The organism is Dellaglioa sp. CoH-55-MRSF-9, assembly GCF_056782155.1.
Genome location: NZ_JBXAYG010000002.1, coordinates 305,792 through 320,075 on the forward strand (window position 1 = coordinate 305,792; position 14,284 = coordinate 320,075).

The following is a 14,284-nucleotide window of genomic DNA, read 5'->3' on the forward strand; positions in this document are numbered from 1 at the left end:
TACTTCTTCATTAGTTTGGTGATTGGTACTTACAAATGCAAGTTCTTCACGTGACAAAACTTCAGGTTTATTTTTAAAAACGGCTAATTCATTTTGAGCCTCATTCTCAGAAACTGATATTTCAAATAATCCTCGAGCTAAAGCGTGCTTGTTATTAGCAACTACATTTATATTTGCTTTTTTTATCTGTTCATTTTTTTCATCAAACACATCAGGCTCTAAATTTGTATTTTGTAATAAAGTATCTTCTTGTTTATTATCTTCGATTACTGAATCTACTTCTGGTACTATTTTTTTAGCTACACTATCCACAGAATATAACGTATTTTCATCATTATTAGATACTTGATTTTCCTCTTCAGCAAAATCATCAAACAGTAAATAAGTATCCTTTGCTTTAGTTAATTGAACTAAAATTTTCCGATACCTTACGTTTTTATTTTGCTTTTTATTTGTAAAAAATGTGGGGATTTGTTTTGGTTTGAAACCTCGAGAATAGCGATTAATTTGTGCTTTTTCACTTTGACTATCTATCTTTGTCTCTTTGCGCGCAAATTTCTCATTGTGATGTGGTTTATTTACATCTTTTTTTAACGTTTTCTTATAAAATGCAGGTCCATCGTAACGCTCCATTAATTTCATCCTAACTATGTAAAAAACTAATTGCAATAACCGCAATTAGTTTTTATAAATCTATATTATGCAAATAATTTGGCTGCCTTCTCAAAATCGAATGCATCACCAACATGATTCATCTTTTCATCTAAAACTAAAATACCATGGACAGTTGGAGCATTAGGAATAGCCAACTCTTGAGCTGAACAAACCATGCCATAACTATCAATACCACGTAATTTACCCGGCCAAATAATAGCCCCAGTTGGCATCATTGCGCCAACTTTAGCAACAACAACAAGCTGACCTTGTTCAATATTAGGTGCACCACAAACGATATCTAGTGTCTCACCATTATTGACTTCAATTTTTGTGATATGCAAATGATCAGAATCAGGATGTTCATTACATTCAGCTACATATCCCACAACAAATTTAGGATCGTCATCGACAACAAGTACATCCTTAAATCCAGCAGCAACGATAAGTTGATTTAATTTTTCTACTTGTTTTTCATCTAAAAAGATTTGTCCGTTACCTACTAAATCAAGTGATTCTTTAGAGATTTCTAGAAAATTAAATCCCAACGTTTCATTCGATTTTTCATTGAAAATACGAACGACATTATTTTTTAATTCTGACTTTTGGTTTTCTACCTCTTCACGTAAAACAACCATTAATGTATCGCCAACGTTCTTTAAATTATAACTTGCTATTAACATATTTATTTATGAGTTCCCTTCTTATTATCACTAATGACTAAGACGTCACATGGCGCATTTCTTAGAATTGCATCTGTTGTTGATCCATTCACAAATCTTTCAACAACGTTAGCCCCTGTTTGCCCAACCATAATTAAATCAATATGTTTTTCTTCTGGTATTTCACGACTTAATAAAACTTTAGAAGATCCATATACTAAAATAGTTTCAACATCAATAACGCCCTTATCTATCGCAATTTGTTTGTAGTCGGCTAAGGTATCATTTAATCGCTTAACTTCAGTTGTAACGTCATCTTCATCTTCAGAAAATGTATTGTCAACACTTCGCTCAACAACATGTACAACTATTAAACTAGCCTCGTTTTTTAAAGTACTCTCAACTGCCTGATTAAATGCACGTTCAGATTGCACACTTCCATCTATCCCGACCATTACTCTTTTATAAACTTGTTCAAACATCACTATCACCCCAATGGTTTAGTCTAATTTGTTCATAAATGATTCGATTTGTTCTTTCGTTTTACGCTCTTTATTCACATAACGATCAAGCTCAACACCGTTATTGTATGCAACAAAACTCGGAATACCAAAAATACCCCAATCTTGGCAAAGTTCAATTTGTTCATCGCGATCTACTTTATAGAATTTAAAATCGGAATACTCTGCTTCAATTTCAGGCATTAATGGTTCAATAAAGTTACAGTCTGGACACCAACCTGCCGTAAAATAAAACAATGATTTACCATTCAATAATAATTCATTTAATTTATCTTTTTCTAAAACTTTTAATTTTTCCAATCTAACTACCCCTTAATGATTGTATCGACAGTTGAACGGTCCAATCCTAAAATTGTTTTTTCAAGTAATTCTTTTGCTGCTTCATAGTCTCTGATTGAGAACATTGTTTGATGCGTATGAATATAACGTGCACAAACGCCAATAACAGAACTTGGAATACCATTATTTGCTGTTTGAGCTGCGCCAGCATCAGTACCACCTTGAGAAACAAAGTACTGATAAGGAATATTGTTATCCGAAGCAGTATCCAATAAAAATTCTTTTAATCTAGGAAGCGTTACTAATCTTGGATCATAAATTCTGATCAACGTTCCTTCACCAAGATGTCCAAATGTTCCCTTTGTTGTTTCAATATCATTTGCTGCTGAACAGTCGACAGCAAAAAATAAATCAGGTTTCAGCATATTTACTGCACCTGGCGTGCCTCGTAGTCCAACTTCTTCTTGAACATTAGCACCAGCGAATAAAGTATTTGGTAATGTTACGTCTTTTAATTTTTCAAGTGTTTCCAGTACTGCAGTACAACCGTAACGGTTATCCCATGCCTTACTAATAATATTTTTACCATTAGCTGTTTTAATTGTTTCAACATCCGGAACAATATAATCTCCTGGTGCAATACCAAACTCTTTTGCTTCACTTGCAGATTCAAATCCACCATCAAATAAAATATCATTAATTTGTGGTGTTGCATTTTGATGATTATCACCACGCAATAAATGAGGTGATACTGAAGAAGAAATTATTGGGTACGTTTGACCTGATCGTGTTGTTAGTGTGAATCGTTGTGAAGAAACAACAAATGGATTCCATCCACCAAGTGGGCGAACTGAAAATAACCCATTGTCATTAATTGCGGCAAGCATGAATCCAACTTCGTCCATATGAGCAGCGGTCATAATTTTAGGTGCATTTATATCTGCATTTTTACGGATACCAAAAATCCCACCCAAACCATCCTGAACAACCTCATCAACATTTGGTGTCATTTTTTCGCGCATTACATCACGTACGTTATTTTCAAATCCACTTGTTGCCTGAAGTTCAGTCATTGTTTTAACTAAATTAAACGTTTTATCATTCATATTAGAGAGCCCCTTTTCATTTTATTGGACGAATTAGTCCCAATTTTGTCTACTCACTTAGCTTAATATTTCTTACTTTATATTATATAATAGTACCATAAAAGAATCCATGAATGTAGCTTAGTTACTATGTAACGGCGTTTTTACAAAAAAAATCTGGAATTTTTATTCCAGATTTTTAGACGTATTAAAATGTGCTTCTAACTTATAGATAGGCTGTCCCTTTTTACTAAATTTTTCTTCATATTCAGTCATGACATTATCTTCAGCTTCAACGCTTGCATGTAAATCAAGCCAAACTTGATCATAACCCATTCCATACTCATTTAAACTAACTAATGAGTATTCAAACAAGCCACGATTATCTGTCTTAAATTCAAGATGACCATCATTTTTCATAACTTTTTCATAGCCTTTTAAGAAACTGCCATGAGTAAGTCGACGTTTGGCTTGTCTTGTTTTAGGCCAAGGATCTGAAAAATTCAAATAAATGCCATCAACTTCATTATCATCAAAAAATTCAGTTACCGAATCACCGTTACCTAAAATTAATTGTAAATTTGGAATTTGTGCTTCAACTTGTTTCTTCAACGTAATTGCTGCAATTGTCGTTTGCAATTCAATTCCGATAAAATTATATTCCGGAAATTTTCTAGCCATTCCCATAATAAATCCACCCTTACCCATACCTATTTCAATAAAAAGTGGTTGTTTTTTCTCAAATCTTGATTGCCATTTACCCTTAAACTGATTAGGTGATGTTACAAGTAGTTCCGGATGTTCTGCAATTAACGGTTCAGCCCATGCTTTATTTCTTAATCTCAACTTATATATCCTCATTTCATTTGATAAAGTAAGTGGGGCTAGAACGTATTAATCGTTTTAGCCCCACTTACTTTTTAATCCATTTTTATATTATATTTTTGTAATTCTATTATTGCCTGATTCATTTCATGAAATCGACTTAATTGATGTGCTTTTTTTATTCGTTGTAATTTTGCTATTATAATGTACCAGTTTATTCTGTTTAATAAATCGTTATTCTCCAATGACTCATGATAACCACTCAGCCAACTACTCCATTGTGTATCTGGAATGTATTCAGACATAACTAAGCTCAAATCCATAGCAGGATCAGCAATTTTTGCTGACTCCCAATCAACTAAATATAATTGATTAGTATCAGACTGTAACCAATTTCGATGATTCAAATCACCATGACAAACTGTATACTTATCCGTTGATAGTTCAGGTTGATGTTCATTTAATTGCTGAAACATTTTTGATAGCAAGGGGTGCTGCTTTAAATCATCACTCAAATCGTCAAAATAATTAGCTAATAAGCCACTAGGTGTGATAACTTCTCCACCAACCTGTCTCAACATATTTTTTAATTGCTTTGAGCGATGAATTTTAGATAATAATTCAGGAACCATTTTTTGATCCATTTCATCAGAATGAAGGTTTCGTCCATTTAGCCACTCTTGTGCAGTTATTGTATCCCCACTTGAGATTCGCTTAGTCCAAATTAATTTTGGTGTAATACCAGCAACTGAGAGCGCAGCTAAAAAAGGTGACATATTTTGTTTCAAAAACACCTTTTCTTGTGCACGTGTACCCATGTATGCAGTGCCTGTATCTCCACCAATTGGTAACAATTGCCAACCGGGATCTAAATTAAAATCCATACTATTATTACCTCTTTTTCCCGACTAAGCTCTGATGCTATAGTTTCATCTTACAAACATCCCTATTATACGTCAAGGATTTTTTTAACTCTGGTAACTAAGTAAACATTAGTAAACAGCATTATTTCCACTAAACTCACCAAAACACCATAACCCATCATTAAAAATTGTCCTGTACCAATATAGATTGCGATATTAAAAAGTACTGCACTTACACTTATAATTGTTAATGTAAACTTTTTGAAATTCTTAATTTGATACTCTTTTCCTTTTGGATATAGTCTAGTAAAAATAATATTATCGTAATGTTTTGCAAAAGGTAACAATTGAAAACCAATCAGATAAATAAATAAGATTAAAAATGCGAGTGCTAGCCAACCATTTGAAATAAATGCAATAATTAGCGCTCCAATTAGAGTTAATCTAATAAATAAGCCACTAAATTCAGTTCCGCGAATAAATCCCCTTGCATATAAAAATGTATAAACATTTGCGTCATCTTTTTTAATATGATTTAAAATGAAATCAAGGTACACTCTTCTCTTAACATTCCCTCTAACCATTGGTACATCAGTAAATAAATTAAAGAAACGGTAAATCCCTAACATTCTATTTTCTTCAAAACTGATTGCTTTTTTCCAATCAAAGATTTCCTTAAATCCTTTTGCAGCTAGCTGATTTAAAACAAAGCTACTTAAAATAGCAACGATAAAACTCAGAATAAACGTACCATATAATCCAAGGATATAAATCAAAATAGGCAATAAAATATTAACTAATTTGATACTTCCCCAACTAAACCGGTTATTTTGATATTTTTCAAGTAATGAAATGACTAACCAATTATTTTTCAAGCATAGTTGCGTTAAAATCAAGAAAATAATATTGATTACTGAGATTTTCATTCCAATCATCATAACTGGGATAAGTAACACAATAAATCCAACTTGCATTAAGCTGGCCATAACTGTTGAATAGCGTTTTGCCTTTTTTAAATAACTAATTAATGCATGTTCCTGTGGTAAAAGAAAAACAATATCCGCTTCTTTTAATAACGTACTTAAACGGCCGATTTGTAAAATCACCAGTAATCCAATCACTAATGCAGGCCGATACCAAACTAAATTAACAGGCATCACCTTTAGCCCATTTGAATAAGCCAAACCAAGTCCACCAACAAAAAACATAATTGCAACAACAAAATGATCATTCAAAACATATCGTAAATATTTTAATAATAATAACTGATGACTTTTTAAACGTGTTGTCCATAAGTCTTTCATTTTGTTACCTCTTCCTTAGTTAAACCAAGATAAATTTCATCTAAGGAAGCATCTGGATTCTTATAGGCTTGTCTTAATTCAACCATTGTTCCTTGTGTTTTAATTTCACCTTTATTCAGTAAAATGAACCAATCGCAATACTTTTCAGCTGTGGCTAAAACGTGAGTTGACATTAAGACACTTGCGCCACGCTTCTTTTCAGCAACAATTAACTCTAATAAATCGTTAATTGCTAAGGGGTCTAGCCCGAGAAATGGCTCATCAATAACATAAAAATCAGATTCTGTTAAAAAAGCACAGACAATCATAACTTTTTGTTTCATCCCTTTTGAAAAGTTAGCGGGAAACCATTCTAACTTGTTATCAAGTCTAAATATTTTAAGTAATTCATTAGCTTTTTTCCATGCCTTAGTTTCATTCAATCCATAAGCCATCATTGAGAGTTCAATGTGTTCTTTTAATGTTAATTCTTCATAAAGAATAGGCGTTTCAGGAATATATGCTAAATGTGATTTATAAGCCTGGCTATCTTCCCTTAAGGTTACGCCATTTAATTTAATAGTTCCTTTTTGCGGGGTTAATAACCCAATTATATGATTGATTGTAGTCGATTTACCTGCACCATTTAAACCAATTAAGCCAACGACATTTCCAGGTTTAACTTCAAAAGAAATATCTTTTAAAACTGGTATTTGAGAGTAACCACCCACTAAATTTTTAACTTCTAATGTCATTTTCTAATTCCCCATTTACAATTTATTTATGCCTTTAATTATATCATATTATGGTGAATTATCATTCATGATGTATAATAAAAGTATTAACTAACTTTGAAAGAAGGCAAACATATGACTGACTGTATTTTTTGTAAAATAATTGCCAATGATATTCCTAGTTTCACCGTATACGAAGATGAAGACATTAAAGCATTTCTTGATATCTCACAAACAACCCCAGGCCATACACTTGTTATTCCAAAAAAACATGTTGCTAATATTTTTGAATATGACCAAGCACTCGCTAGTAAAGTTTTTTCTAAAATTCCAATGATTGCTTCCGCAATTAAAGTAAGCAATCCAGATATTCAAGGGATGAATATCGTCAATAATAACGGTGAACTAGCTTACCAATCTGTTTTTCACTCACATTTTCATTTAATTCCTAGATACTCAACAAAAGATACTTTTAAAATGTCATTCAAGGATAATTCCAAGAAGTACACATCCGAGCAACTTGAATCAATTATGATGTCAATCAAGAATAAGATTGGAGAAAAATAATGTCAAAAACACTTAAACGAATTAGTTTGTTATCAATTATTGGTGGGTCAGCATACTATGCCTATAACCATAGAGATGAACTTATTACTTTTGTTGCAGATAAAAAAGTTCAGTTAAAAGCAGATTTTTCTGACTATCAAAATGATATCAATCGCGTAACTAATTCATCAAAAAAATTGCAGTATGCTACAGATCATCTGAATACGATTATCGAAGAAACATTACCCATCGTCGATTCCATTAGCAATCGTATAGAAAAGTTTACTTATGAGATCGAGCCAAATATCAATAAAATTAATAAAAAATTAGAAAAGTATCAATGAATTAGGCTTTTAAAAGTTTGATTTTTTTGTGAATTTTCGGTCATTTACTTTCATTATATGATAATTATGTTATATTAAACGTATTAGTCTTTCATTGAGAAGACAAAAAATTTAAGAAATAGGATGTGTTAGGTTATGAAAAAATGGCTTGTTGCTTTAGCCGGCGTACTATTAACATTTACATTAGCGGGTTGTGGGAGCTCAACAGTTGCAACTACTTCAGGTGGTAAGGTTACAGAAAGTGCTTACTACGATAGTTTGAAGAAAACTTCAAGTGGTACATCAATTTTACAACAAATGATTTTGAACAAAGTATTGGAAAAACAATATGGTGATGATGTTTCTGATAAAGAAGTCACAAAACAATACGATACTTATAAAGCTAAATATGGTTCAAGTTTCTCATCTGTCTTATCACAAAACAGTATGACAAAGACTAGTTTTAAAGCAGAATTACGTTCTAACTTACTTTTAAAAGCTGCTGTTAAACATTACAGTGATTTAAGTTCTACAGCTGTAGATAAGCAATGGGAAGAATACCAACCAACTATTACAGTTCAACGTATTCAAGTTGCTTCAAAATCAGATGCAGAAAAAATCATCAAACAACTTGATGAACAAAAGACTGCTAAAAAGTTAACTGACAAATTTACTGCATTAGCTAAATCAAAATCAACAGATACAACTTCTGCAAGTACTGGTGGTACTTTAGCTGCATTTAACAATACAGATACAACACTAACAGCAGAATTTAAAAAAGCTGCATTTGATTTAAAACAAGGTAAATATACAACTACACCTGTTAAAACAACAGCAGGTTATGATGTAATCTTGAGTGTTAAAAATGCTGGTAAAGGTAAAAAAGCCGATCACATTTCTGACTTAAAAGAACAAATTGTTACTGAAACTATGGCTGACTCAACTAAATTACAAAAAATTGTTGGTAAAGTTCTTAAAAAAGGTAACGTATCAATCAAAGATGATGACTTGAAAGATGTTCTTTCAAGCTACTTATCATCATCTTCTTCATCTTCAAAATAAATACATCAAAACATCAGATTATATCTGGTGTTTTTTTTTCGAAAAAAATATCTCAATGGAATTTATCCATTGAGATATTTTTCAATTTAATTATTTGTTACATTACTGTCAGCATGTGGTTTATAGAAATTTCGACCATCCATACCAAATATACGTTCAGAAAATTCGCCCTCTTCTGTATGAGCCAATGACCCTTTCAACATTTGAATTGATGCATCAATATTATCAATTTGATGTAAAACATCTGCTTCAATTAAATGAGGTTGCACTGGTGAACCATACTCTAGTAACCCATGATGCGCAAGAACAACGTGACGTAATAAAATCATGTCTTCTGTCTGAAGATCAATTTTTAATTCACCTGCTGCTTTAACAATTTCTTCATCAATTAATACAATATGCCCAATTAAATTTCCAGCTAATGTATAAGTTGTTGCCACAGAACCTGATAATTCGATTGTTTTTCCTAAATCATGTAAAATCACACCTGCGTAAAGTAATGGTGCATTAATCACATCACCATATTCGGCAACAATTGATTTAGCTAATCGCAACATTGAAAGTGTATGGTAGGCTAACCCACCAGAAAATGCGTGATGATTTTTCTTTGCAGCGGGATAACTGAAAAAATCATCATGTTTTTCGGCAATGAGATATCTTACAATTCGATTCCAATTTGGGTTTGTAATTTCAAAAATAGCTTTATTAAATTCTTCTTCCATCTCATCTTTTTTCATTGGTGCACTAACGACAAATTGACTCGGATCATTAGGTTCACCCTCTTCAGTCAATCTAATATGATAGATTTTCATCTGTGGATTATTTTGGTAAACTTCACGTTTTCCTTTTATAAAGGCAACTTTACCCGTTTGAAATTGTTCAATTGCCTCTGGCGTTGCATCCCAAAGCTTAGCGCTAATTTGGCCTGAACTATCTTCAAAATTAAATGCAATAAATTGCTTATTATTCTTTGTATTTCTAACTTCTGCACTCTTAATTAAAACAAATAATGCTACGTTTTCGTCAACTTTATATTCAAATATTTTTTTCTCTTGTGCCATGTCCATCCTCCTATAACTTAATTATTTTATCGTTATCAAATCCAGTTAATCCTGAATCATCTGCCGTTAAATAAATAATTTGAACTTTTTTACTTATTTCTCGTATTAGTTTTAAAACGGCATTTTTTCTGTTTTTATCAAAATTAACAAACCCATCATCAATAATTAATGGTAATTCGATTGATTTATTAATTGTCATGATTAAAGCAAATCTAAGTGCGATATATAGCTGCTCTGCTGTTCCTTGTGACAATTCTCCCACTTCAAATGATACCATATCAGAAGAAACGACGGTTAATAATCCTGATATATTATTTATTTGTGTAAAATGGCCTAATGTTAATAGTTCAAAATAATGATTTGCTAATTGCAACATTTGTGGCATTCTAACCCCAGAAGAGTCTTTTAATGCCTCGTTAATCCAATTAATAGTTAACTTTTGAGTTAACCATTTATCAGCTAATTCACTTAAAATTGTAACTTTTTCAGCCAACTCTTGTCGAAGTTCTGTATAATTCCCTTCTGCCTTCAAAGTCCGTAATAACGTCTGTTGATCAATAATCTCCTGATTAATGTTCATTATACTATTTTGCAATTGTTTCAATTGTTCTGTAAGCTCATCTAATTGTTCATCTAAACTTTCTTTCGTTTCAAATCTAGCAAGATTTTTTCTAACCTCCACAGGAAGCTGCTCATTAATTGTATCCAATTTAGATTTGTCTTGAACAAATTGCTTTTGTAAATCGTAATTTTTTTCAAATTGCTCAATTGACGTTAAATGATATTGCGTTAATATTTCATTAATTTGATTAGAAATATCAGCAGTCACATTATCTTCATGCTTTTGTTGTTCATTTAAATAGCCCATTTTATTTTTTATTGATTGTGATTCAGCAATTAAAGGTTGTAATTTATCATTAAAGCCTCTAATTCTAGCTAAACTATCTGCCATATCACTTTTATTTAGTGCTAGAAAACTATCAGCAAAATCTGTCTGATTCAAATAATTTTTTATCTTGTCAGTTAACGTTTTAATTTCTGCTGATTTTTGACTAATTTGATCTGTTATAGACTGTATTCGACTTAAGTCATTTTGAATTGAGAACCACTGATTCTTTGGAAAATCATCTAAAACGTATTGAATTTGATAATCCGTTAATTCAGTATCAGTTTGTCTCAATTGTTCGTCCAGTTCACCTATCTTCAATTGATTTTCATCAATTTCTGCAGTAATCATTTGTCTTTTATTTTGTATTTGCATCAGAGCATCACTACTTGATTTATCCTTAGAATTAGACTGCTTAAATACAATTATGGTATATACAACTATCATAATATCTAGTATCAATCCCATTATTTTAAACGGCATTGGTAAGATCATACTTAGTACAAATAGTATAACACTTACCCCTACTAAGATACTTTGTTGTGTAGACCATTTACTTTTTTGTACTTGATTTTTTTGATCAATTGATTGATTTAAATCTAAAATATCTTGTTTTTTCGTCAATTGCTTTTGTTCAATTTCTTGAAGTATTCGTTTATTGCTCTCTTCAGATTTAATTAATGTGACAATATTTTTAAAATCATCAGGATCAAACGCTATTGGAACTTTTCCGTTGATATTTTGATATTGCATCATTAACCGTTCTTGTTCTGTTAATAGTTGGTTTAAACTCGTCTGTTCTAATACAACTTTATCTAAATATTGTTGATTATCAGCTAATTGTTCAAATAATATATCAAAATCAACTTTATTGTTTTCATAAAAATTTATTAAATTTAATGCTGCTAAATTTTCTTTTTCATCAACTACACTCTGATTAATCGATTTTAACCTTTCATTATTTATCTTTTGTTTCTCTAGTAAATTTTGTATTTTTTGATAATTATCAACAGAAATCATAGCATCTTCATCAGTTTGTTTTAGCTTATCCGTCAACTCATTAGATTGTTCATATATTGACCAATTTTGCTTTAATTGTTCGTAGCGTTGGTAATCTTTGGTTAGATTATATTGTGTTGTTTGTAGCCCTTTAATTTGTTCCCTATTTTGATCTAACTTTTTTTGTGTCTCAACATATTCCGGAAATTTCTGTTTGGCAATATTTATTTTATTAACTAAATCATTGTATAACGCAATTTCCTTATTTAACTCAGTTACACGACCTGCTGGCTTATAGACGTGATCGGCATCTTTTTGAATTTTTTTAGTTAATTCTAACCATTCTTGACTACCAACTGCTCCCATCGTCGTTAGATACTCATTTAAATCTTCATTCGTTAAATTAAATACTTGGTTTAACGCCTGCTGATTAAATGAAAATACTTGATTGTATAAATTTTCATCGACTGGATTTAGCCATTCATGCAGCTTACTACTAGCTACTTTCATCCCATCATCACTTTTAACAATAGATACCTTGCCACCAGATTTACCTTGTGTACGAGTTAGTCGATAAGCATCGTTACCAATTAATAATTCCAACTCTCCACCATATGTGGATGAGTCTTTAGGCAGATATTGTTGGTACTTCTTTTTCGCATTTGCAAATCCAAATAACATACTCAATACGAATGCTGTTAACGTCGATTTACCTGCTTCATTCAGACCAAAAATAACCTGATTCGTTTGATTAAAATCAAACGTTTTATCATGCCACTTCCCAAATCCGTAAATTTTAACTTTAGTTATTTTCATCTATATGACCCTCTATCGCTTGATTTTCATGAAGCAATGTTTTTGAATTTTCTTGTAATTCTACTAAATGTCCCGTTTCTAATAAGTACGTATTAAGTTCCGGAATTTGTAATAATTTATCAGCGAGTTCAGTCATTCCATCATCAGTAAAAACACGTTTTGCGCTTTCTTCCCAGTATTGTTGATCAATTGATTCAAAAGCTACCTTTTTATTAATCACCGTTTTAATTTTAACAATCCAATAGTAATTATCTGGCATATGTTTTTGAATCCAAGCAGTTAATAAATCACCATTTTGAATGCGATTTACTAGGCTATCACTAAAATTATCTAAATCTGTGATTTGTATCACTATTAAATATGATTTATCTTTAGAAAAAAGTTGGCATTCAGCGTCAATCTTATCAATAGCATCTGATAGTGAATCAATTTTTGCCATTGAAATATTAACTGTTTCCCAATCAATTGTAGATGACGTTATAAATTTGGGAACCAACTTATTTCCATCACTATTCACTAGATAAAACCCTTTATCGCCTGATTCTTTACGGTGCCGACCTTGTGTATTTCCAGGATAGATAACTGGGGGTTGTTCATTCAAAATCTGTCTTACATGAATATGACCCAATCCCCAATAATCATAATTTTTCTGTAATAATTCTTTAACAGTAAATGGTGCATAACTTTCATCTGATATTGAATTTATACCCTCATTTGCCCCATGGATAAGCCCAATATGCCATTTCTCATCACCACGAACAGGATAATCAACGATTTTTGATGGTTCCCATCTATGTGCATAACTAAACCCAGTTAATCGAACTTCATCGCCATTTTTTAAAATGTGCGTCACTGTTTCAACTTCACTTGTAAATAAAGTTACATTTGATGGAAAAGTTAAATGATCTTGAGCATTATCAGAAAAATCATGGTTACCAAAACTCAAATAAACATTTATTCCGGCCTTTTGCAGTCGTTCACACTGACTAATTAACGTTGTTTGTGCCATAATACTCATCTCAGATGAATCATATAAATCCCCAACTAAACAAACAAAGTCTACTGATTCTTCAATAGCCGTATCTACGAGATTACTCAAAGCTTTAAATGTTGACTGATAAATCGAATCCATTAACTGACTTGGTACATTTTTTAATCCTCCAAAAGGACTATCTAAATGTAAATCAGCTGCATGAATAAATTTCATCTTCCCACTCCTTTATAAAAAAAAACCTGGTACAAAACATAATTGCTTTGCTTCCAGGATTTTTATTCGAATTAATTATGATATAAATCTTGTATTGGTTTTGTGATAATTGAATTAACTTCATTCATAATTTCACTTAAAACTTGTTCTTTAACCATTAAATCTTTGATTGTATCAAAATCACCGATTTTTTCTGAAAGATTATGAGCATTTTCAAGTTCTTCGTCTGTCATTTCTTCACCATTCATTTGTTTTTGTTGCAAAGACATTTGAATTGTTTGAAATTCTTTAAATAATTTATATGCAATTTCATCTTCTTGCATTTTTGTATAAGCTGATTTCAAAGCCTTATATTCTTCCGTTTGACTAAGATCTTGACTCATTTGGTTCGCTGTATCATAAATATTAACAACCATTTCTGATTCCTCCAATAATAATTTATATTAACTTAATTAGTGTATCATTTTTATCCATAATT

At 31.4% G+C, this 14,284-nt stretch carries 16 protein-coding genes; 3 read left to right on the forward strand and 13 right to left on the reverse strand.

Annotation, left to right across the window (positions count from 1 at the left end):
* From AC1RPV_RS03335 to AC1RPV_RS03375, 9 genes are all read right to left on the reverse strand, one after another.
* A partial coding sequence (locus AC1RPV_RS03335) for a hypothetical protein (protein WP_481764173.1) occupies positions 1-642 on the reverse strand: 642 nt, incomplete at its 3' end.
* 56 nt (positions 643-698) lie between these two features.
* The gene (gene ytpR, locus AC1RPV_RS03340; RefSeq protein ID WP_481761194.1) at positions 699-1,337 is read right to left on the reverse strand and encodes a YtpR family tRNA-binding protein; all 639 of its coding nucleotides are present in this window, start codon (positions 1,335-1,337) and stop codon (positions 699-701) included.
* Between the two features lie 2 nt (positions 1,338-1,339).
* Positions 1,340-1,798, reverse strand: coding sequence for a universal stress protein (locus tag AC1RPV_RS03345; protein WP_481761193.1), 459 nt, complete (start codon positions 1,796-1,798; stop codon positions 1,340-1,342).
* An 18-nt stretch (positions 1,799-1,816) separates the two neighbouring features.
* Complete coding sequence (locus AC1RPV_RS03350) at positions 1,817-2,137, reverse strand: thioredoxin family protein (protein WP_409022701.1); 321 nt, start codon at positions 2,135-2,137, stop codon at positions 1,817-1,819.
* A gap of 5 nt (positions 2,138-2,142) precedes the next feature.
* The gene (gene pepA / locus AC1RPV_RS03355; protein ID WP_409022702.1) at positions 2,143-3,222 is read right to left on the reverse strand and encodes a glutamyl aminopeptidase; all 1,080 of its coding nucleotides are present in this window, start codon (positions 3,220-3,222) and stop codon (positions 2,143-2,145) included.
* A 165-nt stretch (positions 3,223-3,387) separates the two neighbouring features.
* Positions 3,388-4,047 (reverse strand): tRNA (guanosine(46)-N7)-methyltransferase TrmB, encoded by a 660-nt coding sequence (gene trmB, locus AC1RPV_RS03360; protein ID WP_409022703.1) that lies wholly within the window; start codon positions 4,045-4,047, stop codon positions 3,388-3,390.
* A 74-nt stretch (positions 4,048-4,121) separates the two neighbouring features.
* Positions 4,122-4,910 (reverse strand): phosphotransferase, encoded by a 789-nt coding sequence (locus AC1RPV_RS03365; RefSeq protein WP_481761192.1) that lies wholly within the window; start codon positions 4,908-4,910, stop codon positions 4,122-4,124.
* A gap of 65 nt (positions 4,911-4,975) precedes the next feature.
* Positions 4,976-6,193, reverse strand: coding sequence for an ABC transporter permease (locus AC1RPV_RS03370; RefSeq protein ID WP_481761191.1), 1,218 nt, complete (start codon positions 6,191-6,193; stop codon positions 4,976-4,978).
* On the reverse strand, positions 6,190-6,927 hold the full coding sequence (locus tag AC1RPV_RS03375) for an ABC transporter ATP-binding protein (RefSeq protein ID WP_481761190.1): 738 nt from the start codon (positions 6,925-6,927) through the stop codon (positions 6,190-6,192). The genes AC1RPV_RS03370 and AC1RPV_RS03375 overlap by 4 nt, the downstream gene beginning before the upstream one ends.
* 114 nt (positions 6,928-7,041) lie before the next feature.
* Here AC1RPV_RS03375 and AC1RPV_RS03380 point away from each other — a divergent pair, with 114 nt between their 5' ends.
* From AC1RPV_RS03380 to AC1RPV_RS03390, 3 genes are all read left to right on the forward strand, one after another.
* Positions 7,042-7,473, forward strand: a complete 432-nt coding sequence (locus AC1RPV_RS03380; RefSeq protein ID WP_481761189.1) for an HIT family protein — start codon at positions 7,042-7,044, stop codon at positions 7,471-7,473.
* The gene (locus tag AC1RPV_RS03385) at positions 7,473-7,796 is read left to right on the forward strand and encodes a hypothetical protein (protein ID WP_481761188.1); all 324 of its coding nucleotides are present in this window, start codon (positions 7,473-7,475) and stop codon (positions 7,794-7,796) included. Before AC1RPV_RS03380 ends, AC1RPV_RS03385 begins: the two co-directional genes overlap by 1 nt.
* 135 nt (positions 7,797-7,931) lie before the next feature.
* Positions 7,932-8,837 (forward strand): peptidylprolyl isomerase, encoded by a 906-nt coding sequence (locus AC1RPV_RS03390; protein WP_481761187.1) that lies wholly within the window; start codon positions 7,932-7,934, stop codon positions 8,835-8,837.
* A gap of 86 nt (positions 8,838-8,923) precedes the next feature.
* On the opposite strand, the gene AC1RPV_RS03395 is transcribed toward AC1RPV_RS03390, so the two are convergent.
* The 4 genes from AC1RPV_RS03395 to AC1RPV_RS03410 all read right to left on the reverse strand — a co-directional run bounded on the left by AC1RPV_RS03395 (position 8,924) and on the right by AC1RPV_RS03410 (position 14,222).
* Positions 8,924-9,898, reverse strand: coding sequence for a 3'-5' exoribonuclease YhaM family protein (locus AC1RPV_RS03395; RefSeq protein WP_481761186.1), 975 nt, complete (start codon positions 9,896-9,898; stop codon positions 8,924-8,926).
* A 10-nt stretch (positions 9,899-9,908) separates the two neighbouring features.
* Positions 9,909-12,599, reverse strand: coding sequence for an ATP-binding protein (locus AC1RPV_RS03400; protein ID WP_481761185.1), 2,691 nt, complete (start codon positions 12,597-12,599; stop codon positions 9,909-9,911).
* Positions 12,586-13,806 carry a metallophosphoesterase family protein gene (locus AC1RPV_RS03405; protein WP_481761184.1) on the reverse strand — a complete coding sequence of 407 codons (1,221 nt, stop codon included), beginning with the start codon at positions 13,804-13,806 and terminating at the stop codon, positions 12,586-12,588. Before AC1RPV_RS03405 ends, AC1RPV_RS03400 begins: the two co-directional genes overlap by 14 nt.
* Before the next feature lie 71 nt (positions 13,807-13,877).
* The gene (locus AC1RPV_RS03410) at positions 13,878-14,222 is read right to left on the reverse strand and encodes a YlbF/YmcA family competence regulator (protein WP_481761183.1); all 345 of its coding nucleotides are present in this window, start codon (positions 14,220-14,222) and stop codon (positions 13,878-13,880) included.
* Between the last annotated feature and the right edge of the window lie 62 nt (positions 14,223-14,284).